The organism is Aerococcus agrisoli, assembly GCF_003797145.1.
Lineage (GTDB): Bacteria > Bacillota > Bacilli > Lactobacillales > Aerococcaceae > Aerococcus > Aerococcus agrisoli.
The window spans coordinates 40055-65208 of sequence record NZ_RKMG01000005.1; the positions used below are offsets into that span (position 1 = coordinate 40055).

17 protein-coding genes are annotated in these 25154 nt (G+C 41.2%); 1 reads left to right on the plus strand and 16 read right to left on the minus strand.

The features are described 5' to 3' along the window. Positions 1–27: 27 nt before the first annotated feature. From aroA to mutS, 11 genes are all read right to left on the minus strand, one after another. Positions 28–1311 (minus strand): 3-phosphoshikimate 1-carboxyvinyltransferase, encoded by a 1284-nt coding sequence (gene aroA, locus EF384_RS02560; protein ID WP_123779427.1) that lies wholly within the window; start codon positions 1309–1311, stop codon positions 28–30. Between the two features lie 6 nt (positions 1312–1317). Then, positions 1318–2514 carry a chorismate synthase gene (aroC, locus tag EF384_RS02565; protein WP_123779428.1) on the minus strand — a complete coding sequence of 399 codons (1197 nt, stop codon included), beginning with the start codon at positions 2512–2514 and terminating at the stop codon, positions 1318–1320. A gap of 188 nt (positions 2515–2702) precedes the next feature. Beyond that, positions 2703–4466 carry a pyruvate kinase gene (gene pyk / locus EF384_RS02570; RefSeq protein WP_123779429.1) on the minus strand — a complete coding sequence of 588 codons (1764 nt, stop codon included), beginning with the start codon at positions 4464–4466 and terminating at the stop codon, positions 2703–2705. Between the two features lie 35 nt (positions 4467–4501). Next, complete coding sequence (gene pfkA / locus EF384_RS02575) at positions 4502–5473, minus strand: 6-phosphofructokinase (protein WP_123779430.1); 972 nt, start codon at positions 5471–5473, stop codon at positions 4502–4504. A gap of 103 nt (positions 5474–5576) precedes the next feature. Further along, a complete protein-coding gene (gene dnaE, locus EF384_RS02580; protein WP_123779431.1) occupies positions 5577–9038 on the minus strand; it encodes a DNA polymerase III subunit alpha in 3462 nt (1153 codons plus the stop codon). Between the two features lie 259 nt (positions 9039–9297). Continuing rightward, entirely contained in the window at positions 9298–10419 is a 1122-nt protein-coding gene (gene queA, locus EF384_RS02585; protein WP_123779432.1) for a tRNA preQ1(34) S-adenosylmethionine ribosyltransferase-isomerase QueA, read from the minus strand. Next, complete coding sequence (gene ruvB / locus EF384_RS02590) at positions 10420–11436, minus strand: Holliday junction branch migration DNA helicase RuvB (RefSeq protein ID WP_439647005.1); 1017 nt, start codon at positions 11434–11436, stop codon at positions 10420–10422. It abuts the gene before it with no gap. Between the two features lie 72 nt (positions 11437–11508). Then, positions 11509–12126: a Holliday junction branch migration protein RuvA gene (gene ruvA / locus EF384_RS02595; protein WP_233570014.1), complete on the minus strand. Its 618-nt coding sequence runs from the start codon at positions 12124–12126 to the stop codon at positions 11509–11511. A gap of 16 nt (positions 12127–12142) precedes the next feature. Then, entirely contained in the window at positions 12143–12580 is a 438-nt protein-coding gene (gene msrB / locus EF384_RS02600; RefSeq protein WP_123779434.1) for a peptide-methionine (R)-S-oxide reductase MsrB, read from the minus strand. Positions 12581–12696: 116 nt separating this feature from the next. Beyond that, positions 12697–14730 (minus strand): DNA mismatch repair endonuclease MutL, encoded by a 2034-nt coding sequence (gene mutL, locus EF384_RS02605; RefSeq protein ID WP_123779435.1) that lies wholly within the window; start codon positions 14728–14730, stop codon positions 12697–12699. Between the two features lie 12 nt (positions 14731–14742). Continuing rightward, entirely contained in the window at positions 14743–17349 is a 2607-nt protein-coding gene (gene mutS / locus EF384_RS02610; RefSeq protein WP_123779436.1) for a DNA mismatch repair protein MutS, read from the minus strand. Positions 17350–17642: 293 nt separating this feature from the next. Between mutS and EF384_RS02615 the strand changes: the two genes are divergently transcribed. Then, positions 17643–19196, plus strand: coding sequence for an Nramp family divalent metal transporter (locus EF384_RS02615; protein WP_123779437.1), 1554 nt, complete (start codon positions 17643–17645; stop codon positions 19194–19196). Between the two features lie 46 nt (positions 19197–19242). Here the strand turns inward: EF384_RS02615 and EF384_RS02620 are convergent, their stop codons facing one another. The 5 genes from EF384_RS02620 to rny form a co-directional block, all read right to left on the minus strand. Then, entirely contained in the window at positions 19243–19566 is a 324-nt protein-coding gene (locus tag EF384_RS02620; protein ID WP_123779466.1) for a nucleotide pyrophosphohydrolase, read from the minus strand. Between the two features lie 21 nt (positions 19567–19587). Continuing rightward, entirely contained in the window at positions 19588–20037 is a 450-nt protein-coding gene (locus EF384_RS02625) for a hypothetical protein (protein WP_123779438.1), read from the minus strand. A 9-nt stretch (positions 20038–20046) separates the two neighbouring features. After that, positions 20047–21597, minus strand: a complete 1551-nt coding sequence (locus EF384_RS02630; protein WP_123779439.1) for a VWA-like domain-containing protein — start codon at positions 21595–21597, stop codon at positions 20047–20049. Between the two features lie 32 nt (positions 21598–21629). Continuing rightward, complete coding sequence (locus EF384_RS02635) at positions 21630–22829, minus strand: ATP-binding protein (protein WP_123779440.1); 1200 nt, start codon at positions 22827–22829, stop codon at positions 21630–21632. 580 nt (positions 22830–23409) lie between these two features. Next, positions 23410–24966, minus strand: coding sequence for a ribonuclease Y (rny, locus tag EF384_RS02640; protein WP_305000408.1), 1557 nt, complete (start codon positions 24964–24966; stop codon positions 23410–23412). Positions 24967–25154: the final 188 nt, after the last annotated feature.

A 25154-nucleotide genomic window follows, 5' to 3' on the forward strand; every position in this document is an offset into this window, starting at 1 on the left:
CTCAAAACCTCCCTATGAAACACCTTACTAATCTACAATACTTGCTAAATCATCAAAGAAGCTTGGGAATGAAATGTTTACAGCTTCTGCATCTGCTAAATTCACAGTACCTTCTTCAACTAGCAAGGCTGCAATTTGCAACATCATACCAATACGGTGGTCACCGTGACTGTCCACATCCGCAGCGTGTAGCGGTGTCGGCCCAGTGATAATCATACCGTCTTCTGTTTCAATGATATTGGCACCCATTTTATTTAATTCTTGCGCTGTTACTTGAATACGGTCTGTTTCTTTAACCTTCAATTCTTGTGCATCACGAATAATCGTTGTGCCTTCGGCTTGTGTTGCCGCTAAAGCGATAATTGGAATCTCATCGATTAATGTTGGGATAATATCCCCACCAAATTCAGTTCCTTTTAAATCACTTGATTGAACGGTTAAGTCTGCACTTAGACCAGTTTCATTGTATTCAGTTTCAATGAATGCACCCATATTTTTTAGGACTTCAATGATACCAGCACGTGTTGGATTTAAGCCCACATTCGGCATACGTAATTGACTGTCTTTCACCAATAAGGCTGCCACGATAAAGAATGCGGCTGAAGAAATATCAGCTGGTACTTTCACATCGCTGGCAGTTAGTGTTTGACCACCTTCAAGTGAAATATCTTTATCATCTACTTCAATATTTACGCCAAATTGACGTAACATACGTTCAGTGTGGTCTCTAGATTTTTCTTTTTCATGAATAATTGTGGTCCCTTTAGCTGTTAACCCAGCTAATAAGATAGATGATTTTACTTGAGCTGAAGCAACAGGCATATCATATTCAATGGCATTTAAGTGATCTACTGGTTGAATATATAAAGGTGCAAACTCGCTACCTTCAGATCCAGAAATAGACGCACCCATTTGGCGCAATGGAATCATGACACGGTTCATTGGTCGTTTAGACAATGATGCATCACCAATCATCTTCAATTTAAATGGAAAGCCTGAGAACAAACCTGCTAATAATCGCATCGTTGTACCAGAGTTACCTGCATCTAACGCTTCGCTTGGTGCTTGTAATCCTTCAATTCCTTTACCATGCACAATCACTGAACCGTCTTCTAGTTCATCAATTTGTACACCTAAAGCACGGAAAATATTCATGGTTGAGATACAATCTTCTGCATGCAAGAAACCAGTAATCTTACTTGTACCATGTGCAATCGCAGCGAACATGATTGAACGGTGAGAAATTGATTTATCTCCCGGAATCACAATTTCGCCTTGAATGCGATTGGCATTCGTTAATAGTTCTTTCATGGATAATTACTCTCCTTCTGTTTGCCACATATCAGGGTTTTTCGCGTATTCACGGTAAGCATCCACTGCTTTAATTAATTCGTTGTAGTCATCATGTGGGAATTTTTCAAGAATTGCTTGCGCTAATTCCATTGCAATAACTGTTTCACCGATGATTGCTGCACGTGGTACAGCCGTGATATCTGAACGTTCAATTGATGCTTTATATGGTTCTTTGCTGTAAATATCAACTGATTGTAATGGATGGTATTGCGTTGGAATTGGTTTTTTGTATCCACGAACGATAATTGGCATACCTGTCGTCATACCACCTTCTAAACCACCCATATGGTTGCTTAGACGGTAGAAACCATCAGCTTCAGAGTATGCAATCTCATCCATTAATTCGTTACCAAAACGACGAGCCACTTCCACACCATCACCAATTTCAGCTGCTTTGAAGGCATTAATAGAAACCATAGCACCTACTAATTTAGCATCCAATTTTTTATCCCAGTGTGTATATGAGCCTAAACCAGCCGGCACATTTTTAGCGATAACTTCGATAACCCCACCAAGTGTAGTACCATCTTTTTTCGCTTGGTCAATTTTAGCTTTGATTTCTTCATCAATTGAAGGATCAATCATTTTCAATTCAGATTCATCCGTTTTTTGACGTAATTCATCATATGGTAAATCTAAGCCTTCAACTTTACCTTCAACGCCACCTAAGGCTTTCACGTAAGCAATAACTTTGATTCCAAGACCTTCTAATAATTGTTCAGCAATTGAACCTACAGCTACACGCATGGTTGTTTCACGTGCAGATGAACGTTCAAGCACGTTACGTAAGTCTTTGAAATGGTATTTAATCCCACCAACTAAGTCGGCGTGACCTGGACGTGGATGATGAACCGTACGACGTTTTTTGATACCATCTTCAACGTCTTCAGCATTCATGATTTCCGTCCACTTTTTAAAGTCGCGGTTTTCTACGATTAAAGTGATTGGTGAACCTAATGTTTTACCATGACGGACACCCGATGTGATGCGCACCTCGTCACGTTCAATTTTCATTCGGTTACCTGCACCATAACCCATTTGACGACGTGCAAGGTTCTCGTTAATTTTTTCAATATCAATTGGTAAGTTGGCTGGGACACCCTCAATGATTGCAGTCTCTAATGGACCATGTGATTCTCCAGCAGTAATGAAACGTAACATGTACTGTTTCCCCCTAATTTCTTTAGTCTCTGTATCATTTTATCCTTAAATTGTGAATGGGGCAATTATATTTACAAAATAATTAGAAAATAATGAAAAAAACATAAAAAAGGTGATTGGACGCATCGGTCCAACCACCTTTTCTCAAATGTCTGAATATTCAAATTGTGTCGATGAAGCAAGGCAAATTAGATAGTTGTTGTTGCGCCAGCGTAAACAATACCACGACGAGCATCAACTGTTACTAATTGACCATCTTTAATTGTTGAAGTAGCGTCAGTTGCACCAACGATAACTGGTACACCATTTTCGATACCTAATACAGCTGCATGGCTAGTTAAACCACCTTTTTCAACGATAACAGCGGCAGCAGTTTTAATTGCGTCGTTGTAGTCATTATCAGTATTGTTTACAACTAATACTGAGTTAGGTTTTACGTTAGCGTTAGCAGTTGCTGCATCAGTAGCGATTACTGCATGTCCAACAACAGATTTTTCACCGATACCAGTACCAGAAACTAATTTTTCACCAATTACTTGGATCTTCATTAAGTTTGTAGTACCTTTTTCACCAACTGGTACACCAGCTGAGATAATGATTAAGTCACCATCTTTAGCGTAACCTGAATCTTTGGCAACAGTACCTGCTAATGACATCATTTCATCTGTTGAAGCTGGTTTTTCAACAACAAATGGTTCAACACCCCATGCTAATACTAATTTACGTGCTTGGCTTTCAGAGAAAGTTAAGGCGATAATTTTAGCATCTGGACGGTATTTAGAAATCATTTTAGCAGTGTGACCTGATTCAGTTGCAGCTACGATTGTAGAAACTTGTAAGCTACGAGCAGTATAAGCTACAGATTGGCTGATTGCTTCTGCCATATCAGTGTCGTCACGTTTAAGGTCGCCAATTTTAGTTTTTGATAAAGCTTGTGCTTCAGTTACTAAAGCGATACGGTTCATTGTTTGAACTGCTTCTACTGGGTAGTCACCGGCAGCAGTTTCACCAGAAAGCATGATTGCGTCAGTACCATCGATGATAGCATTGGCAACGTCAGATGCTTCTGCACGTGTTGGACGTGGGTTACGTTGCATAGAGTCTAACATTTGAGTCGCAGTAATAACTGGTTTACCAGCTAGATTACATTGACGAATCATGTCTTTTTGAACGATTGGTACTTGTTCAGCTGGGATTTCTACCCCTAAGTCACCACGAGCAACCATTAAACCGTCAGATACAGATAAAATTTCAGCTAAGTTATCTACACCTTCTTGGCTTTCGATTTTAGGGATGATTTGTACGCTTTCGTTACCAGTTTCTTCTAAAATTTCACGAATTTCTAAAACGTCGCTAGCTTTACGAACAAATGAAGCTGCGATGTAGTCGATATCATTTTCTAGACCGAAACGGATGTCGTTTGCATCTTTTTCAGTGATACCAGGTAATTGGATTGATACACCTGGAACGTTAACACCTTTTTTGTCTTTGATGATCCCTGTGTTTTGAACTTCAGTAACGATTTCGTTATTTTCAGTATCAATAGCAGTTACTAATAAATCAACCAAACCATCATCGATCAAGATATGAGAACCTTCAGCAACATCATTGATTAATTCAGTGTAAGTGATAGAGAATTTTGATGCATCCCCTTCAACTTCATGCATAGCTACGCGAACTTCAGAACCTTTTTCTAAAGTTACAGCTTTATGATCTTTCATGTTGTTTGTACGAATTTCAGGACCTTTTGTATCTAATAAGATAGCTACGCGACGTCCTGTAATTTTTGAAGCTTCACGAATGTTTTTGATTCGTGCTAAATGTTCTTCATGGTCACCATGAGAGAAGTTTAAACGTGCTACGTTCATACCTGACTCAATAAGTTTTACCAATGTTTCTACTGATTCTGATGCTGGTCCGATGGTACATACAATCTTGGTGTTTTTTTCCATAATGATTAATGCATCCTTTCTTGTCTTAGAAAAAATTAAAATGAAATTTCAGTGTTAATGTTATATAGCTTAACTTGGTTGTCATGAGAATGACCTTTTGATTCTAGGGCTTCATTGATATCTGTAGCAACGATTTTTTCACCCATCATACCAACGCATACGCCGGCAGCGCCTTCGTGAATTAATTCAACTGCTTTGTAACCAAATAATGCTGCTAAAACACGGTCACGAGCTGTTGGCGCACCACCACGTTGTACGTGACCTAAAACAGTAACACGTGCATGATAGTCGTCATATTCGTATAATTTATCAGCAAATTCATGCCCTTCCATTACACCTTCAGCTAAAACGATGATAGAATGTTTTTTACCGCGTTTACGGCCGTTTTCAATGTTGGCAACAATTTCGTCCATATTGAAATCAGCTTCTGGGATGATGATTTGTTCCGCACCTGAACCGATACCAGTCCAAACTGCGATATCACCAGCATTACGTCCCATTACTTCAATGATGAAAGTACGTAAGTGACTTGTCGCTGTATCACGAATTTTATCGATTGCTTCTAGGGCAGTATTACATGCAGTGTCGAAACCAATTGTATATTCAGTACCAGGGATATCATTATCAATAGTACCTGGAATACCAACTGTTTGAATACCTTCTGCAGCTAATGCAGCAGCACCACGGTAAGAACCGTCTCCACCGATAACAACTAATGAGTCGATACCGTGTTTTTTCAATTGATCAATTGCAGGTTGGCGACCCTCAGCATCCTTGAATTCAGGATAACGAGCTGTATACAGCATCGTACCACCACGAGCAGTTAAATCACTTACATCGCGTTCTTCCATTTGGAAGATATCACCTTCGGCTAAGCCACGGTAACCATAACGAATACCAAATACTTCGTCTCCATCATGAATTGCTTTACGGACAACCGCTCTAATAGCAGCGTTCATACCAGGAGCGTCTCCACCACTAGTTAAAACTCCTATACGTTTTCCCATATTTCCACCTCAATTAATTTATTTACAGTGTTATTCTACCATTATTCGCGCCTAATGTCTTACGTTTTCTTATTTTGTGCAATATTGTACATGTCCTGACCCATTATTTGACCACCACATTTTCAGGTCCATAGACCCTCACAAGGTAGTCAATCGCCTCCTTGCTACCATCAATCGCGTACTTTGGCGCTAGCCAGTAGTTTTCCTGGCTGTCTTGGATGGTAAAATGCATGCGTACATGGCCAGGATGGTGACTGATCACAGACAATAGTTCGCCCTTCAAGTCACTTGCTTTTTGTTTATCCTTGACACGAATATAGCAAGTTTTGCTTGCCGCTGCTGTCGAATCTGGGTGATTTGCAACCCCACTTGCTTGTTTCGGTGTCGTTTGCTGCGCTAATTTCGTTAAATATGCTTGCGTTTGTTCATCCAAAGGCCATGCCTTGGTCAACACAACTTGCAGTTCCTCATTACGCATTTGAGTTTGGCCAAACACTAACAAGGTATGTCCTTGATTCAAATGCTTCGCATAAGCAATATAAGGCTCAGGAAAGGCTGTTACAGAAACCTGCCCTGTTTGGTCTTCGATTGTGACAAAGGCCATGGGCTGATTTTTCTTGGTCGTAATACGTTTAACCGACACCACCTCGCCAATAAAATAGATTTTCTCATTGGCCTTTAAATTCTCAATATATTCAATCGTCCCTGATTGATAAAATTGCTCAAAATCTTCAAAAAGATTGATTGATAATGCTTGGCCTAAGGTAGCCATTTCATTTTCAATCAGCGTGTGTTGGTCAAATTCATCGATTTTGTCAATTTTTGGTGCAAACATCGTCGATAAATCATCATCACCCAACAAGGACGTTTGTAATTGTTGGTCTTTATGAAAGAGCTGTTCATGCGTAATCATTTTGGGTATTGCTTCAAGTTCCAAGGTGCGGCGATTGTATCCAAAAGAGTCTAAGGCGCCAGCTTGGGCTAATTTAATTAAGATATCCTCTTTCAAAGATAACTTGCCTAAACGCTGAATAAAATCATTAAAATCTTTAAACGGACCATCAATTTCGCGGCTTTCAATAATTTCTTCAATCGCTCGTTTTGGAATCCCTCGTATATCGCCTAAACCCAACCGTAACTGGTGAGCATCCACCACACTCAAACCATAGTAGGAAGTCTGAATATCTGGATTGATGACCGTTACGCCATGGCTCTTCGCTTCAAGGATTAAATTCTTCCCTTTCTTATCATAGATCCGTGTATGTTTTAAGTTACCAAAGTAAAATGCAACTGGATAATTGGCCTTAATCCATGCTAACTGATAAGCCAGGTAAGAATAGGCAAATGAATGCGATTTGTTGAAACCATAATTGGCAAAAGCTTCGATATAATCATAAATTTGAATCGCTACAGCCTCTTGATACCCTTGCGCCACAGCCCCTTGGACGAACTCTTGACGCATGGTATCAATCGTTTCACGTTTCTTTTTCCCAATGGCCCGCCGTAAAATATCGGCTTCACCCAAACTAAATCCAGCAATTTTTTGGGTTACCTGCATAACTTGTTCCTGGTATACCATGATGCCGTATGTAGGTGCCAAAATACTGGCTAAATCAGGATGCGGGTATACGATTGGTTCGCGCCCGTGCTTCCGTGCCACGAAATGTGGAATTTGTTGGACGGGACCTGGTCTAAAGAGCGCATTGACCGCTACGATATCATCGATTGTAGTCGGAGCCACTTGCTTCAACACATTTTTAATCCCATCTGATTCAAATTGGAAGACCCCATTAGTATCCGCTTTACGGAATAAGGCATAGGTTTTGTCATCATCAAGTGGAATATTTAAGGCATCCAGTTTTTGGCCAGTTAGTTTATGAATTGCTTGAAGCGCATCATGCAAAATAGTTAAGTTGGATAAACTCAAGAAATCGACTTTTAACAAACCGACAGCTTCCACATCCCCCATTGTATATTGGGTGTTTGGAATATGCGTTGATGATGTTTGCAGGGGCGTATGTAGGGTTAAAGGTTGGTCTGAAATGACCACTCCCGCCGCATGGGTTGACACATGACGTGGTAACCCCTCTAACTTGCGTGCAGTATCAAACCATAATTGACCTTTATCTTCATTTGCAATTAATTCTTTTAATTTTGGCGATTTGTCATACACTTCGGCCAGATTTTCAGATGGAATATTGGGATTATTCCCAACGGTATTGGCCCATTCTGACAGTGTGACCTGTGCCTTACCAAAGACAGAACCCACATTTCTCAAAGCTTGTCGGGCACCAAACGTACCAAAAGTCGCAATTTGTGCCACGTGATTCGCCCCATATTTACGGTAGACATAATTTAATACATCTTGGCGCTTATCGTCCGGAAAATCCAAATCGATATCGGGCATGTTCTGACGTTCTGGATTTAAAAAACGTTCAAATAGCAAGTCATTAGCAATAGGATCAACATCCGTAATTTTTAGGACATAGGCTACTAAAGCCCCTGCCGCTGACCCACGACCTGGACCAGTTTGAATCCCATGTTGGTGCGCGTAATTCATCACGTCCCAAACAATTAGGAAATAGTCATCGAAGCCCATATCATGGATGACACCTAATTCGTAATCCAAACGTTCTTGATAGTTTGGACCAAAATTGGCTACCCTTGCTTCAAGTCCTGCTTGTGCCAGTGATTTTAAATAAGATTGCGTATCTGGAAAATCTTCAGGAATCACAAATTTAGGTAGCAAAGTGGTCGCTTCTGGCATATGAAAATCAATGTCCGTCACCACTTTATCCAGATTCTGCCAAGCCGCTTGTAAGGTAGTTTCTTGGTATAAAGTCGCCCAAGCATCATTGGTCCGCAGATAATGTTGTCCCCGCATTTGTTGTAGGCTAGCGATTTCTGTTAACTGTTGGTTTTCAGCAATAGCCCCTAAAACTTTTTGGGTGAAAAAATCATCTGCATGTAAATATTGAATCTGTGGCATGGCCAACACAGGTATGTCTGCTGTTTTTGCCAAATCGAGCACAGCTTTTTCGTGGAATCGCTCATTTTCGATGGCCGATAGTCCTAGATATAGTTGTCCTTGTCCAATCTGAGCACGCCACCAAGCCAAGTCAGAAAGCAGTTGGCGGTTATCAATACTACCATTGTCCATTTTCAAATAGCGCATGTGCATGCCATTGACTGCAGCAAAAACGAGGATCCAATCATTCGCATGGGCTACGATTTGTTCGTAGACTGCCTGTTTACTTGGATCCTCGGTTAATTTTAGATACGACGAAAGGGCCATCAAATCTTGATAGCCTTGGTAGTTTTTTGCAAAAATGACCATTTCTTCCGTCATATGGTCTACTTGAATTTGAACGGTTAACCCAACTAAGGGTTGGATATCCTGTTTTTGACAGGCACGAATGAAGGCAAGCGCGCCTGACATTACGTTGACATCCGCTAGCCCTAGATGGGTATAGCCCATTTGTTTACCTGCAGTGACATAGGCCTCTACAGACATTGGACTTGTTAATAAGGAATAGGCGGAATTTACATGTAATGGTACAAACATTAGGCACCCTCCTTTTCAAATCTTTTGTATAAACCCGTATATACTTTGAAACAAAAATATAAACTTGTGGACTTTCGTCCTTACAGCTAACGTTCCTTGAGTGCCGTGGCACCACCAGGAGCCACGGTCTCCCGGTTTGAAATCGAGCCAAAGTCTCGATTTCATGCTTTTTCACGGCTAAGGACCGTCACTTTCAGTCCGTAATTATTATCATATTTTTCGTCAAAGTATCCCCCTTTTTTATATAAAGGAAGATATCCTAGCCTTCTTCTGGGAAAAATTGACGGTTGCGATGTTTGGCTGCTGCAATGTCTTCGTCAGTTAGGGTTGGATCATTAAATTGAGGGCCGCGTAAGAACATGGCATCCCCAAATGAGAAGAAGCGATATTTTTCTTCTACTGCGTGTTGGTAAGCGGCTAATACGTGGTCACGACCAGCAAAAGCAGATACCAACATGATTAGTGTTGATTTTGGCAAATGGAAGTTGGTGATAAATGCATCGACTACGGTAAATGTATAACCAGGTGCGATAAAGATATCTGTCCAACCTGAATCGGATTGGATGTCACCTTTGAATTTTGTACCGATTGTTTCAAGGGTACGAATCGATGTTGTCCCTACAGCTACTATTTTGTTGCCATTTGCTTTGGCAGTGCGGATTTTCGCTGCATTTTCTTCATCAAGGCGATAAAATTCTGAGTGCATTTTGTGTTCATCGATATCATTCACTGAAACGGGACGGAAGGTACCTAAACCAACATGCAGCGTTAAGTAGGCGATTTCTACCCCTTTTTCCGCTAATTCTGCCATAAATTCTTGGGTAAAGTGCAAGCCAGCTGTAGGAGCAGCTGCTGAACCATTTTCTTTGGCATAGACTGTTTGATAACGGTCTGGATCGTCCAATTTTTCTTTGATGTATGGTGGCAATGGCATTTCGCCTAAGGCTTCCAAGACTTCTAAGAAAATACCATCATAATGGAATTCGACAATTCGGCCGCCGTGTTCCAAGACTTCTGTGACAACTGCTTTTAATTGGCCATCACCGAAGACGATTTCCGTACCTACATAAATACGGCGCGCTGGTTTAACTAAGGTTTCCCATTTGTCACCAGAAATGTTGTTAAGTAATAGTACCTCAACATGTCCGCCTGTATCTGGTCTCACCCCATGTAAACGAGCTGGTAGGACACGGGTATTGTTTAATACTAAGACGTCACCGGCGTTTAATTCACTGGCAACATCTGGAAAATGCCCATCTGTAAATTCACCTGTTGGGGCATCTAATTTGAGTAAGCGACTTGCCAGACGATCCTCAATTGGCACTTGGGCAATGAGTTCTTCTGGTAAATCGAAATCAAAGTCATTTGTTGTTAAAGTCACTTAAATTTCCTCCGTATATGCTATGCCTAGATGATCATAGGCCTTGGGTGTTGCCATCCGGCCTCGTGGTGTTCGTTGCAAGAAACCATTTTGAATCAAATAAGGTTCATACATATCTTCTATCGTTGTTGTTTCTTCTGATATATTTGCGGCTATGGTAGATAAACCAACCGGACCCCCACCATAGTAGCGAATAATCACATCTAAAATTTTACGGTCGGTTTCATCCAAACCGGCGTCATCCACTTTTAGGATGCGCAAGGCCTGGTCTGTAATGGCATTATCGATTAGGCCATTTTCATGGTAAACCTGAGCAAAATCGCGGACACGTTTTAATAAACGGTTCGCAATACGTGGTGTGCCCCGTGACCGCATACCGATTTCGATGGCTGCTTGGTCTTCAATCGGCACGTCGAATAAGCGGGCCGTTCTTTTCACAATCGTTGCTAATTCATCCACATTGTAATAGCGCAAATGTTGCACGATGCCGAACCGGTGGCGCAAAGGTGCAGACAGTGAACCTGGGCGGGTTGTTGCCCCAATTAGGGTAAATGGTGGTAGTGGGAAATGGACAGGATGGGCACCTTCATCTTGGCCGATAATAATATCGACTTGATAGTCTTCCATAGCTGAGTAAAGCATTTCCTCTACAACACGCGGCAGGCGATGGATTTCATCGATAAAGAGTACGTCGCCTGGTCCCAGTTCATTTAAGAGAACCAGTAAGTCCCCTGTTTTTTCGATGGCTGGTCCGGATGTGGTTTGGATTTTAACACCCATTTCGTTGGCAATAATATTGGCCAGGGTTGTTTTACCTAAACCTGGTGGGCCATATAACAGGACATGATCAAGGGCTTCTTCACGGTTTTCGGCTGCTTGAATATAGATGGCTAGTTCTTCTTTTAATTCTGTTTGACCAATATATTCACGCAAAAATTGCGGACGAAGGGATAATTCACTATCTTCGTCAGCATGCGCTTGACCGTTGTGGACTTGCCCATTATGAACAATCTCTATGTCGATTTCGTCATCTTGCCATTCGTCTTCTTCATAAAGTGTCACGGCTAGTTCCCCCTTTCTGATTTCATTTTAGCGAGTGATAAACTTCAAGGCAATACGGATTGCATCTGCGGTTGTGGTAACTGATGTAAAATCAGCATTCTTCACAACGCGGGCAATTTCTCTTTGTGAGTAGCCTAATGAAGCCATGGCATCTTCCAATTCTTGCATGAAAGGTAGATTTTCTTGCGCTGCAGGCTCGGTTTTTGTGGCCATTTCGGTTAAAGCACCATTATCAGTTGTGAGGGCAAGTACTTTGACAAGTTTCCCTTTTAAATCCAAGATGATTTGACCGGCTGTTTTCTTCCCGACGCCTGGGAATTTCATTAGGAATGTCGCATCTTCAGCTTCAATTGCACGGACTAGTCCAGTGTTGTCGTCTAAAGACAGAATCGACAAGGCCGATTTGGGTCCAATACCTGAAACGGAGATTAATTGAAGGAAGATGATTTTTTCTACCTGACTTTTAAAACCATATAAACGGATATCATTTTCTGAAACGGATTGATATAACCAGATTTTACTTGGCGTATCTTGGCCAATTTTGTCTGTAAAACGATAAGGATTGGCCATATAAATATAATAGCCAATCCCATTCGTTTCGAGTACAAGAGCATCTGGGTATACACTATCAACCCGACCTATCATAAACTCGTACATATTCTTATTTCACTAGGCCTTTTAATTCGCCGTAGCCTTCTTTGTCCATATCTGCTAATGGGACGAAGCGTAATGATGCAGAGTTGATGCAGTAACGTAAGCCACCTAATTCAGCAGGACCATCGTTGAATACGTGACCTAAATGTGAGTCAGCATCTTTAGAACGCACTTCGATACGACGCATGCCGTATGTGTTGTCTTCTAATTCTTCGATTTCGTCGTCTGCAATTGGTTTAGAGAATGAAGGCCAACCACAACCTGCATCGTATTTATCGCTTGATGTGAATAATGGTTTACCACTCACGATATCAACGTAAATACCTTGTTCATAGAAATCGTCGTATTGACCTGTGAATGGACGTTCTGTGGCAGCATTTTGTGTTACTTCGTATTCTAACTCTGTTAATTCTTTTAAGCGTGCTTCTTTGTTAAATTCTGTCATGTGAAACTTCCTTTCAAATTGCGGTTTCGATACTATCATTTATAGTAGGACCACTGTGATTACTTCATATTCTATCACACCCATGGGTCATAGACGACAATTCCGACTGCTGAAGCTTAAATTTGCGGTGATTGGTGTGGATCTTGAATTCGTTTAAACATGCGTTCAATTTCATAATTTGAAAAATGCACTAAAACAGGACGACCGTGTGGACAGTTATACGGATTCTTGGTATAAGCCAAGTCATGTAGCAATTGTTTAGCTTGTAGTTCATTTAGATAATGATTGGCCTTGATGGATCGTTTACAAGACATCATGATTGCCGTTGCTTCACGGTAATCTGCCACTGTAGCTTTAGGGTCTTCTAAGACCAAATCGATTAAATCTTCTACAATTTTTTGGATATTCTTTTTCCCCATCCAAAGCGGGTGCTGTTGCAATTGGAAGGACGTTGGGCCAAATGGCTCTAAATCCACACCCATTTCCAAGAGTTTTGGTAAAACGCCTTGAATTTGTTGTGCTTGCGCTAACGAAAAATCAAATACAATCGGCAACAAGAGCGTCTGCATGGCTGTACCAAATTCGACAATGATGTCACGGTAGTATTCATATTTGATCCGTTCTTGGGCTGCATGTTGGTCAATCAGGTACATGCCGGTTTCGTTTTCCGCAATCAGATAGGTCCCTTGCATTTGGCCAATATAGGTCAATTCAGGGAAGGACAAATTGCGGTCTTGCATTTCCTTATCGGCCGTAATGACATTATTCACGGTTTGCCATACTGGTTTGTCGTGATTAGCAGGAGCAGCTACTTCAGCTTCTGTGTCCAAATAAGGGACTGCTTCAATTGCTTCGTGTCCAGTGTTGGCAACATCTGTTTCATCTAGTTCAGCCACTTGGACCAAATCTTGTAGATAAGATGGGACAGGATGGATATGCCCTTCCGTATCGTCCTCTTCTTGGTCAAATGTCGTGGTCGCATCCGGCGTTCCTTGGCCATTGGCGGGACTAGTGAAATCTAAACTAGCCTGTTCTCCGATATAATCTGATGCTGTATCAAAGGTTGGGTAAGTATTTTTTTCACTATAATCATCGGCATCTCGCTCGTCTGGATAAATATAGGTCTCATCATCCCCACGGTTTTCGTCTTCGAAGACATCCGGAATCCGTTGTACGGGTTGCAAGGCGGCCATGATGGCGTCACGAATCATGTCGTACAGCAAGTCTTCCTTAGAAATCCGGACTTCTTGCTTGGTTGGGTGTACGTTCACATCGATTAGTTGCGGATCGAGCTCGATATAAATCACGGCGATTGGATAACGACCGACCATTAATTTGGAACCATAGCCCTTGATAATGGCTTGGTTTAATTTGTAGTTTTTGATGTAACGGCCGTTTACAAACAGCGACAAATAGGACTTAGATGCGCGCGTTAAGGTCGGCATCGATACGTAGCCTGATACGCGGAAATCTAAATTGTCGTTTTCAATTGCGACCATATCTTTGGCTTGTCGGAAGCCATAAATTGCTGCTAAGACTTCGTTTACGCGCCCTTTCCCATTTGTTGTCAGCAAGGTTTTGCCGTCATGAACATAACGGAATTGGATATCTGGATGGCCCAGGGCTTCGCGGTTAATGATATCGGTAATGTGTGACAATTCGGTTGATAAGGCCTTTAAGTATTTCAAACGGGCTGGTGTGTTGTAAAAAAGATTTTCCACTAAAACCGATGTCCCTCGTCTTAGTGCAGAGGCTTTTTGATCAACGATTTCCCCATCTTTTAGATAAATTTCAGTCGACGAATCGCCATCTGACGTGTTCATGGTGACTTCAGAAACAGATGCAATCGACGGTAATGCTTCGCCTCGAAAACCCAATGACCGAATTCGGAAGAGGTCATTTGAGGTAAATATTTTCGATGTTGCGTGTCGTTTAAAGGCTAAATTGACTTGGTCAGCAGGAATCCCTTTCCCATTATCAATCACTTGAATCGACCGCAAGCCCGCCTCTTTAATGATGATTGAAATTTCACTTGCTTCTGCGTCAATGGCATTTTCAACGAGTTCTTTGACAACTGAGGCTGGTCGTTCCACCACTTCCCCGGCTGCAATTTGGTTGGCTACTTGAATTGGTAATTCTTGAATGGCCATATACATCATCCTTTATAACTTGTTCTTTAGGTCAACTAATAGATTTAAGGCTTGGATTGGCGTTAAATTGTAAATATCTTCTTGTTTCAATTGGTCTAACACATCGGCTTCATCTTGTGATACCACAAGGCCTTGATTATTGGCACTTGCATCGTCCTCAGCTAGGCTAAACAAGGATAATTGTTGGTCCTTATTCACTTCGTTCAAATTATTGGCTTCTAAGTCCTTCAAGACAGCCTGGGCATTTTTCAATAGTGAATCTGGCATACCGGCTAACTCAGCAACATGGATGCCGTATGATTTGTCCGTTGCACCATCAAATACTTTATGTAAAAAGACCAATTCACCATCTTCCTCAGTTGCACCTACATGGATGTTGCGGAGGTGAGGTAAGGTTTCCTCTAGCGCCGTCAACTCATGGTAATGCGTCGAGAATAAAACTTTTGCATCGAAATGATCGTGTATATAAATCAAGATGGCTTGGGCTAGGGCAATCCCATCATAGGTTGATGTACCGCGTCCCAATTCATCGAATAACAATAGCGATGCATCGGTTGCATGTTGCAAGGCTTGGTTAGCCTCCATCATTTCCACCATAAAGGTAGATTGACCAGCTAATAGGTCATCAGCCGCACCAATGCGGGTAAAGATTTTATCGAAAATTGGTAAGCGCGCTTCTGTTGCTGGCACGAAACAACCCATTTGCGCCAAAATTACAATCAGACCCAATTGACGCATGTAGGTTGATTTACCAGACATGTTTGGCCCAGTAATCATCAAAATGCTCGTTTCTGGATTCATGATAATGTCATTTGGTACGAATTTATCTTGGCCAATCACGCCTTCTACAACCGGGTGACGTGAATCTTTTAGATATAAGTCACGTTTGTCGGTCGTAAAGATTGGTTTTACATATTGGTGACTTTCAGAAATTTCAGCAAGTGATTGTAATACATCAATCGTTGCCACTGTTTGCGCGATACTTTGTAAGACCACTTGATGTTGTTTGACTGCTTCACGCACTTCTTGGAATAAACGATGCTCTAGAATTTGTGATTGCTCTTCTGCCTCTAAAATCTTAGCTTCCATTTCTTTTAGTTCTGGCGTAATGAAACGTTCTGCATTGGTTAGGGTTTGCTTACGGTCATAACGGCCTTCCTCAAGTAGATGAAGATTGGCTTTTGTGACTTCGATATAGTAACCAAAGACCTTGTTGTAACCAACTTTTAGTGACTTGATACCTGTTTTCGCACGTTCATCCGCTTGTAATTGTGCAATCCATTGTTGGCCATTGCGCATGGCATCGCGGTATTCGTCTAATTGAGGATCAAATCCATCCGCGATGACATTCCCATCTTTTAAGGTTGCCGGTGCATCTTCTTTGATAGCCGATTGAATCATATCGGTTAGTTCTGGCAAATCGGTAATGTTACCCCTAATTTGCGCCCAAACATCGGTATCTTCGTTGTCCGCTACGATATGATCTAGGGTAGCAATAATGCCCGGAACCCGGGATAAGGATTGGTTTAATTGCAATAGTTCCTTAGGATTTACATTCCCCATAGCAACTTTGGCAACCAAACGTTCAAGGTCATAAACCCCATGCAATAATTCTTTGATTTCTAGGCGTTCAAAGTAGTGTTCAATTAAGTCTTCTACCTGATTTTGGCGTTGTTCGATAGCATTTAAAGAAATCAGTGGGCGATCAAGCCATTGCTTAAGTAGACGGAAACCCATAGCCGTTTCAGTTTTGTTTAAAAAGGCTAATAGAGATCCTTGACGTTTTTTGGTCCGTACTGATTCCGTTAATTCCAAGTTTGACTTGGCATAGTAGTCCATATGCAAATAATGTGCGACTTCATAGTGGGTCGCAGTTTGCCAATGGTCGATAGCTTGGTGAGACATGGAATTAATATAGGCAAGTAACGTTAATAAACCTTGTAGCTCAGCAGCATCGGTTACCTCTGCAACAACATGTTGGTAACGTGCTAAGGTGTCATCCTTGTCACTAGCAGTTAAACTGAAGTGTGACAAAGTGAAGTTTTGTAGGTGCTGTAATTGTTCCAGGTTTTCAGCGCTAATATCCTCAGAAACGACCAATTCTTTTGATTGCAATTGGGCAAATTCTGTTAACACAGCATTGAAATCGTCCAGCGTTGTTACTTTTAACTCACCAGTTCCCACATCAGAAAAGGCCAAAATATATTGGTTATTCGCCATAGTCAAAGCGGCTAAATAGTTGTTTTCATTGATCCCGATACTTTCATTTAGATAGGTACCTGGCGTAATGACTTTGACAATGCCACGTTTCACCATGCCCTTGGTCAATTTAGGGTCTTCTAATTGCTCTGCGATAGCTACTTTATAACCTTGGCTAACAAGTGTTTTAATATATTCACTTGCGGAGTGATAAGGAATCCCGCACATTGGAATGGGATCATCCGCATTTTTATTACGGCTGGTTAAGGTAATTTCTAAAATTTGTGCCGCCTTTAAAGCATCCTCATTAAACATCTCGTAGAAGTCGCCCAAGCGGAAAAATAAAAAGGCATCCGGATGTTGGGATTTCATTTCATTGTATTGCACCATCATTGGTGTCTCTTTGGTTTTTTGTGGCATGATTTTCAACTCACTTTAATTATAATTTCTGTATATTTTTACACTACTTGTAAATATGGTTCATCTTTATTATTTTACCATAAATCCACCCACAAGTATGAATCCCCCACTTATGGTCTCGTCCTAGATGCCCCTTCTCGCGGGCAAAAAAGACTGCACTGTTTTGGTGTTCATTTTTATAAAGTTTAGGTTAGCCTTATTTTATTGTTTACACACACCTTTTAGAAGCGTATGATTGGTTACGAAGAATAAAACAATTGAAACACAATCGCATTGCAGAAAAGGTGGCCCTCATGGAAGAAGACTCAGCTATACAAAGCAAACGTCAACAATTACAACACAACACATCCCTAGCCGAAATTAACGGCAGCATCACCGTCCCCGAAGGTAAAAGTTTTTGGCGGACACTACTAGCCTATTCAGGGCCGGGCGCCTTAGTCGCCGTCGGTTATATGGACCCAGGCAACTGGTCAACATCCATTACAGGCGGGCAAAATTTCCAATATCTATTAATGTCCGTAATTTTGATGTCCTCTTTAATAGCCATGCTCTTGCAATATATGGCGGCCAAATTAGGTATCGTGACCCAACAAGACTTAGCCCAAGCCATTCGCCAACGAACCAGTAAACGTTTATCCTTTGTCTTATGGATCATTACAGAATTAGCGATTATGGCTACCGACATTGCAGAAGTCATTGGAGCAGCTATTGCCTTATACCTACTTTTTGATATTCCATTAATGTTAGCCGTTTTGATTACCGTTTTTGATGTCTTACTATTGTTATTACTGACCCACATCGGTTTTCGAAAAATTGAAGGACTTGTCGTTGCCTTAATCTTTGTCATCTTGTTTGTCTTTGTCTACCAAGTTGCCTTGTCGAACCCTAGCATTGCTGCAATCATAGCTTCCTTTATCCCCGGACCAGCTGTTTTAGCATCTAATCCAACAGTTAATGGCATGACGCCATTAACCGGTGCCTTGGGTATTATTGGCGCAACCATTATGCCCCATAACTTGTTTTTGCATTCAGCACTTTCGCAAAGCCGTAAAGTGGATCGTTCTAATGTAAACAGCATTGCCAATGCCGTTCGTTTTACCATGTGGGATTCTAATATCCAACTTGGTCTAGCTTTCATGGTCAATGCCCTATTGTTAGTCATGGGTGCTGCCGTATTCAAAACCGGCGCCGTCAACGACCCATCATTCTTTGGTTTATATGATGCCCTATCAAATCCTGAAATCATGGCCAACGGTGTGCTCGCTGACCTAGCATGTAAAGGCGTGCTCGCAATCTTATTTGCCGTAGCCCTACTCGCATCCGGTCAAAACGCCACCATTACAGGTACCTTAACCGGCCAAGTCATCATGGAAGGCTTTATCGAATTAAAACTGCCTTTGTGGATTCGCCGTCTAGTAACCCGATTATTGGCTATTGTTCCTGTTGTGATGAGTGTTTATTTTACGAGCAAAAAAGGTACCCTTGACGAACATATCGCTCTCAATAACTTGATGAACAATTCCCAAGTCTTCTTAGCCTTCGCCTTGCCGTTTTCCATGATTCCCCTATTGATGTTGACAAACGATGTGACACAAATGGGTAGTCGCTTTAAAAACACACATATTGTTAAGGCGCTTGGTTGGCTAGCAGTCATCACATTAACTGGTTTAAATCTACTAGGTCTACCAGATGAAATCCTATCCTTCTTTGGCGACAAACCTAACCTAGGCCAAATCAATTTAGCCCATTGGATTGCTGGAATACTCATCGTCTTTATCATCGGTCTCCTCACCTGGACCATCTATGATATTTACAAGACCAGTGGTAAACATACAGTCGCAGCATAAAAAATGTAGGTAGCGCTTTTAACAAACGCGCTACCTACATTTTTCTTTATAAATCATCATATGTTGCTTTATTGTCTTTGCTTTTCTCAACCGGATATTTTTCATTATTTTTGATTAATTTTCGTTCAATAATCTCATCAATATCCAAATCTAAATTATCAGCCATCATATAGGCATAAATCAAGACATCTGCCAACTCATCTTTAATGGCATCAATATCTTGTCTGCCCTCTTCTGCTGTCTTCCACTGAAAAATTTCCAACAATTCAGAAGCCTCTAAAGTAATGGACAAAGCCAAGTCCTTTTCATTATGGAACTGACGCCAATTACGTGCATCACGAAAGGCATTCACCTTTTCCATGCTGGTCATTTTGTCGTACTCTTTTGCCATCTAATGCAACTCCTTTAATAGTTGGTCTTGCTTTGCTGTTAATTCTGGTATATCTTCCCCAACCAACTTATCCCACATAGAAATTTGGGTACCTGTTTTAGAAATCAATGATTCTTTTCGTTCATTTTGCATATCTGCAATTTTAATTGCTTGATAAGTTGCCCAAGTATTGTCCACAAATTGAGCATCCCTATCACTATCGATGCCGGTTTCTAGTCGGAAATGATTGCCTTTTTGAATCAAATTCAATTGGTTCATTTGACTAGGAAACATGGCTAAATAGCCATTTGCCACAATATAGGCTGCCACTTGTTCATCGATTTTCTTAAATTGAAAATTAAAGGGAATTTGTAATTGCTGAAAGACTGCATAAGGTACTTCTTTCACCATCGGCAAGTAATCACCCATTTGCGCCTTCACCAAAGCCCGTTTGATTTTAATGGTATCCATAAGTCCTCCTTACTCGATATGGTCTTTATTTTGATTGGTGGTATGTCCTTTTCTTAAAATACGACGATTATATCGTTCATCGGCTTTCAGGTACAATACTTTACCCCCACCATCAGTTGATAAAGGCGATGGATCACCCACTTCAGTTTCCGTTAATACCCAGTACATATTATGGAAGCCGTAGCGTTCAAAACCATCATCACCGTAACCATCCGTAAAATAGACCGCAACAGTATCTGTATCCGTAAAACTTTGGTCATGCAACCATTGGTAAGCTGGTGCGAAACTTGTACCTCCGCGCCCAGTAAAAGCCATGTCCTTCAATGATTGAAAGGATAAAGGCTTAGCGTATTGTACTGCGGTATCCACATGTACGACCCATACTTCTGCATGTAACGTCTTTTGAATATTGGCCAACTCACCTAGTGAATAAGCCAAAGCTTCTTCATTTTGTGATGCCGACGTATCGAAGAAAGCCACTAATCGACTAGCAGTATCCAGTACGCGTCCCGGCAAATCCACGCGATAGGGTTGCCGGCGGTTCATCCGGTTCTTCGACAACTTGTATGGGACCAAACTTGTCCCCATGCCCCGCTTAATCACGTCCCGCCAATTTAGCGCCCTTTGCTTGGTGATTTGCTTAATATTCACCTGAAGCTCACTCGACAATTTCATCCGCAGCTCTTCCGTCATCTGGTTGTAAGATTCTTTAATCAATCCATTCATCAATTTGCGATACAAATCTTGGTGTTGACGATTGGGGCTAATTGCCTGCATAGACCGATTATTTTTCATCTCATTCTTCAACTGATTCGCTGAATCGACCCGCAACTCCTTGGCCTTATTCGGATCAAAATTTCCTGCCAATTGGCTATATAATTCGTCCATTTGCCCCGACCCCAACATCTTATTGAAAGTCGATTCCGTCCGGTTGTGCCCCTGTTTCTTCGGATCATTCTTCACCGCCATCAACTGGTCATAGTAATATAAAGACCCTTCTTTGGGTAAAATGAGGCGGTTCTCGGTAATATGCTTGATCCACTTCAAGGACACGGCCGTTTCAGGGAGGTCATCCACGTACTGGTTAACCTCTGCCTCCATGGCTACACTCATGACCTTGGCCGACTCTGCGTCCTTAAATGCCCAGTCGTACTCGACAATATGGCCGAACAAGACGTGATAACACATCTGGCGAATAGCAGCCAGCATACCCGCCGGTGTTTCATAGTAGAGATAGAAGAGAATGGGATTAATGGTCATGACAAGGTCCAACCCGCGAAAACCAATCGTAATGGGTTTGGCTAAATTACCATTCATTTCCCTATCAGTATGGTAGAGAATGCCCGCAAATAGGACATCACGTGCCCCACGATAATTATCTTGTGGATTCATCAGGGTTGCGGTTAAAATCCCTAGCAAATGGTTTTGGGCATCACTGAATTTCTCGTAATCATCATAGTGACCATGATTTAGGAAGGTAATATAGGCAATGCGCATGCGTTGAAAACTGGTTTCGATATTTTCAAATTCAAATGCTGAGAATAAGTCATTATCTGCCATTTGCCCTCTCCTTTCGCTTAAATTGCTATAGCTTAACTATTGGCATTGACCGCCATACTGACATCGAATGTCTTTTCAACGAAGGTGTCATTTTGATTCAAGGCATGATGTAATTTGGCTAAATCAGAAGCTGGTGCTGCATCATGCATGCGTTTCATCAAAATATAAATTTCATCTGGCTCACTCATCACAAATAAATCGGTGTAGCGACTAATCACATGCACATCTTGGATGTAATCAGGATGGTTTACTAAATAATCGGTCAAATCTTCAATTACACGTTTACGACGTACCAATGGCATTGCTTGGTAACGGTCGATAATACTTTGATCTAGATGCTCACCCTCAGCATTCACCACTTCAGTTGGCTTGATGAAATCGGCTTTTTGACGGCGCAAGAAAGTGACAAAGACTTGCCCAGCCTCCTCACCAATATTCCCTTCAATCCCCTCAATGAGGAATTCTAAATAGTCATCTGCCATATTGGCCAAATCCATACCATCATCTTCAAAGGCATAGAGTAATCTAGATAAACGCTCATAAGCACGTGGTGTTGGGTTCTTATCACGTGTCTCGTCAATGACAATAAAATACTGACGTCCTTCCGCTTGCAGAAATTCGCTCACAAGTGGATGAATAATGGTGCGCCCAGAGTTCCCAGGAATTTGTAAATTGGCAAAAGATGCCAACCAATCTTCCAAGTCTGCCCCCATACGAATACGCATGGTACGGTCATTAATCGCCAAGTCCCGCGCATTTGTGGCATAAGCCGTATTTTCAAATCCTTCAACATCACTCGACGGATTTTCGGCTGTGATAATCACAATATTGTCAGGCAATTTATGGCCCATCAAATTGCGTTGTAAGACAAGGTTCATCAATTCCCCTTGTACCATGGCTATCGGACGGTTAAATTCATCTAAAAATAGAATCACTTTGGTATCCGGATGCGCATTGGCTTCATCAATAGCAGCTTGAATTTGTGGATTCAAGAAATATTGAATGTGGTCTTCCTTTGGTACTGGCATAGTTAAGTCACCTGGCTGTAATAGTGAACAAGTGATTTCATAATAACCGTAGCCATTATTTTTCGCCAAATCACGAATCATTTGTGATTTCCCAATGCCTCCATGACCCACGATATTCGGCACGATTGCTGTATTTTGTGTAAGTAATAAGTTTAAACCTTTATATACGGATGAATAGGTTAATCCTGCAACGCGATCTGTCATATAGCTTCACACCTTTTTGTTTTAGTCATTTCCCCTTATTATACGAGACCAAAGACCTATATCTCAATGGATTTACCAAACTTGTATCAAATTAGCACATTTTCGTACTTTTATTGGAAACGATTGCAAAGTCACTTGTCATTTTACGAAAAAAGCTAGAACAAAAGTTTAAAATCTTCGATTTTCGTCCTTACTGTGTACGTTCCTGGTAAGCCGTGGCACCAGCAATAGGATGATAGAAAAAGCGTTCAGCCCTCAACCAGTGGAAGAATAGTGTAGACGATGACGGTAGTCATCGACAAACTATTCTGAAATGGGCAGAGGGGTGCTTTTTCGAACTCGACTGGGAGCCAAGGTCTCCCGGTTTGAAATCGAGCCAAGGTCTCGCTTTTATGCTCTTTCACGGCTAAGGAACTACACTTCCAGTCCTCATACCTTGTATCAATAATATATTTTTAGCCCATCTTTTAATCTTTGATTCTTACAGTTAATGATTTTGCAATAAAATGAATATATTACTTATACATACCACCAAAGCATAACAAAAAAGGAGCATTTGCATGCTCCTTTTGGTTCATTATTATTTCGCGTAATCAACGGCGCGTTTTTCGCGTATCACGATTACTTTAATTTGTCCTGGGTAATCCAGTTCATTTTCAATGCGTTTTGAAATGTCGTGTGCCAATTCGATTGCTTTCAAGTCATCGACTTCGTCTGGTCGAACCATCACGCGGATTTCACGACCGGCTTGAATAGCAAAGGCATTTTGAACACCATTATAATCCTTAGCAATTGCTTCTAGACTACGTAATCTTTGAATATAGTTTTCTAATGATTCACTTCGTGCACCTGGGCGAGCGGCTGATAAAGCATCCGCAATCGCAACTAATGAAGCAATGACACTTGTCGGTTCCACATCTCCGTGGTGACTCGCAATGGCATTGATCACTGTTTCAGGTTCTTGGTATTTAATTGCAAACTCAGTACCAATTTGTACGTGAGAGCCTTCGACTTCGTGGTCGACTGCCTTACCAATATCATGTAGTAATCCAGCACGCTTAGCTAATTGTACATCTTCGCCAAGTTCTGCCGCCATTACACCTGTAAGTTTCGCCACTTCTATACTATGATTTAAGACGTTTTGTCCATAACTAGTACGGTAGTAAAGGCGACCTAGTGTTTTCACTAAATCTGGATGTAGTGAGTGAATACCTAAATCAAAGGTAGCTTCTTCCCCTACTTCTCTAACTTTACTATCCATTTGCTTACGTGCCTTTTCAACAGCTTCTTCAATCTTAGCAGGATGGATACGACCATCTGCGATTAATTTATCCAAAGCTAATTTCGCAATTTCACGTCTAATTGGATCAAAACCACTCAATACGACAGCTTCTGGTGTGTCATCAACAATAAGGTCAATCCCTGTTAGAGATTCTAACGTTTTAATGTTTCGACCTTCTTTACCGATGATACGACCTTTCATGTCGTCATTTGGCAAGTGAACAACTGTTACTGTAGATTCAGTAACGGTATCCGCGCCTGAGCGTTCAATAGCTTGAAGAACGATTTGTTTCGCTACACGATCTGCCGTATCATTAGCTTCTTGTTCGGCTTTCTTAATCATGATTGCCTTATCATGTGCTAATTTTTCGTCCATCTCTTTCAGCAATAATTTCTTCGCATCATCACGTGACATTTCTGCAACGGTAACTAGCTCTTCATTACGTTTATTGATTAATTCATCAGCTGCACGTTCAGTTTCTTCAACTTTCTTGGTGCGGTCACGTAAAGATTGTTCTTTATTACTTAATTGATTTTCTTTGTCAGTAATAGCAGAATCACGATTGTCCAATTTCTCTTCTCTTTGAGCTAATCGGTCTTCTTGCTTCTTAACTTCACTACGGCGATCTCTAACTTCACTATCTACTTCATTTCTGTATCGTTGCAATTCTTCTTTCGCGTTTAAGATAATTTCTTTACGCTCAGATTCTGCGCTACGTTTAGCATTTTCAATGATTCCTTGTGCGGTTATGTGTGCTTCATCTTTTTCGCGAGCTTGTTCTTGCAATAAAGATTTCTTCCCAGCATAAACGCCACCCAATAAACCAACAATTAAAGCAATGATAGCGAAGGCAATTTCAGTAAATCCCATAGTTTCACCTCCGTATCTATTTAATTGTGTTCTATTCTAGTTAAGATTAAAAGTTTATAAAATATGCATTACATGCACATAAGTTTATTTTATATTTAACTGATGGGATTGTCAATCAAGTGAGCAAGTAAAAGCATGATAGCCTTTTCAATTATTGGTGTAAGAAAAAAGCG

Coding starts and splice junctions, on each gene's coding strand:
- aroA (WP_123779427.1), bottom strand. CDS start 1,311: ATGAAAGAACTATTAACGAATGCCAATCGCATTCAAGGCGAAATTGTG.
- aroC (WP_123779428.1), bottom strand. CDS start 2,514: ATGTTACGTTTCATTACTGCTGGAGAATCACATGGTCCATTAGAGACT.
- pyk (WP_123779429.1), bottom strand. CDS start 4,466: ATGGAAAAAAACACCAAGATTGTATGTACCATCGGACCAGCATCAGAA.
- pfkA (WP_123779430.1), bottom strand. CDS start 5,473: ATGGGAAAACGTATAGGAGTTTTAACTAGTGGTGGAGACGCTCCTGGT.
- dnaE (WP_123779431.1), bottom strand. CDS start 9,038: ATGTTTGTACCATTACATGTAAATTCCGCCTATTCCTTATTAACAAGT.
- ruvA (WP_233570014.1), bottom strand. CDS start 12,126: ATGATAGGTCGGGTTGATAGTGTATACCCAGATGCTCTTGTACTCGAA.
- msrB (WP_123779434.1), bottom strand. CDS start 12,580: ATGACAGAATTTAACAAAGAAGCACGCTTAAAAGAATTAACAGAGTTA.
- mutL (WP_123779435.1), bottom strand. CDS start 14,730: ATGGCCATTCAAGAATTACCAATTCAAGTAGCCAACCAAATTGCAGCC.
- mutS (WP_123779436.1), bottom strand. CDS start 17,349: ATGCCACAAAAAACCAAAGAGACACCAATGATGGTGCAATACAATGAA.
- EF384_RS02615 (WP_123779437.1), top strand. CDS start 17,643: ATGGAAGAAGACTCAGCTATACAAAGCAAACGTCAACAATTACAACAC.
- EF384_RS02620 (WP_123779466.1), bottom strand. CDS start 19,566: ATGACCAGCATGGAAAAGGTGAATGCCTTTCGTGATGCACGTAATTGG.
- EF384_RS02625 (WP_123779438.1), bottom strand. CDS start 20,037: ATGGATACCATTAAAATCAAACGGGCTTTGGTGAAGGCGCAAATGGGT.
- EF384_RS02630 (WP_123779439.1), bottom strand. CDS start 21,597: ATGGCAGATAATGACTTATTCTCAGCATTTGAATTTGAAAATATCGAA.
- EF384_RS02635 (WP_123779440.1), bottom strand. CDS start 22,829: ATGACAGATCGCGTTGCAGGATTAACCTATTCATCCGTATATAAAGGT.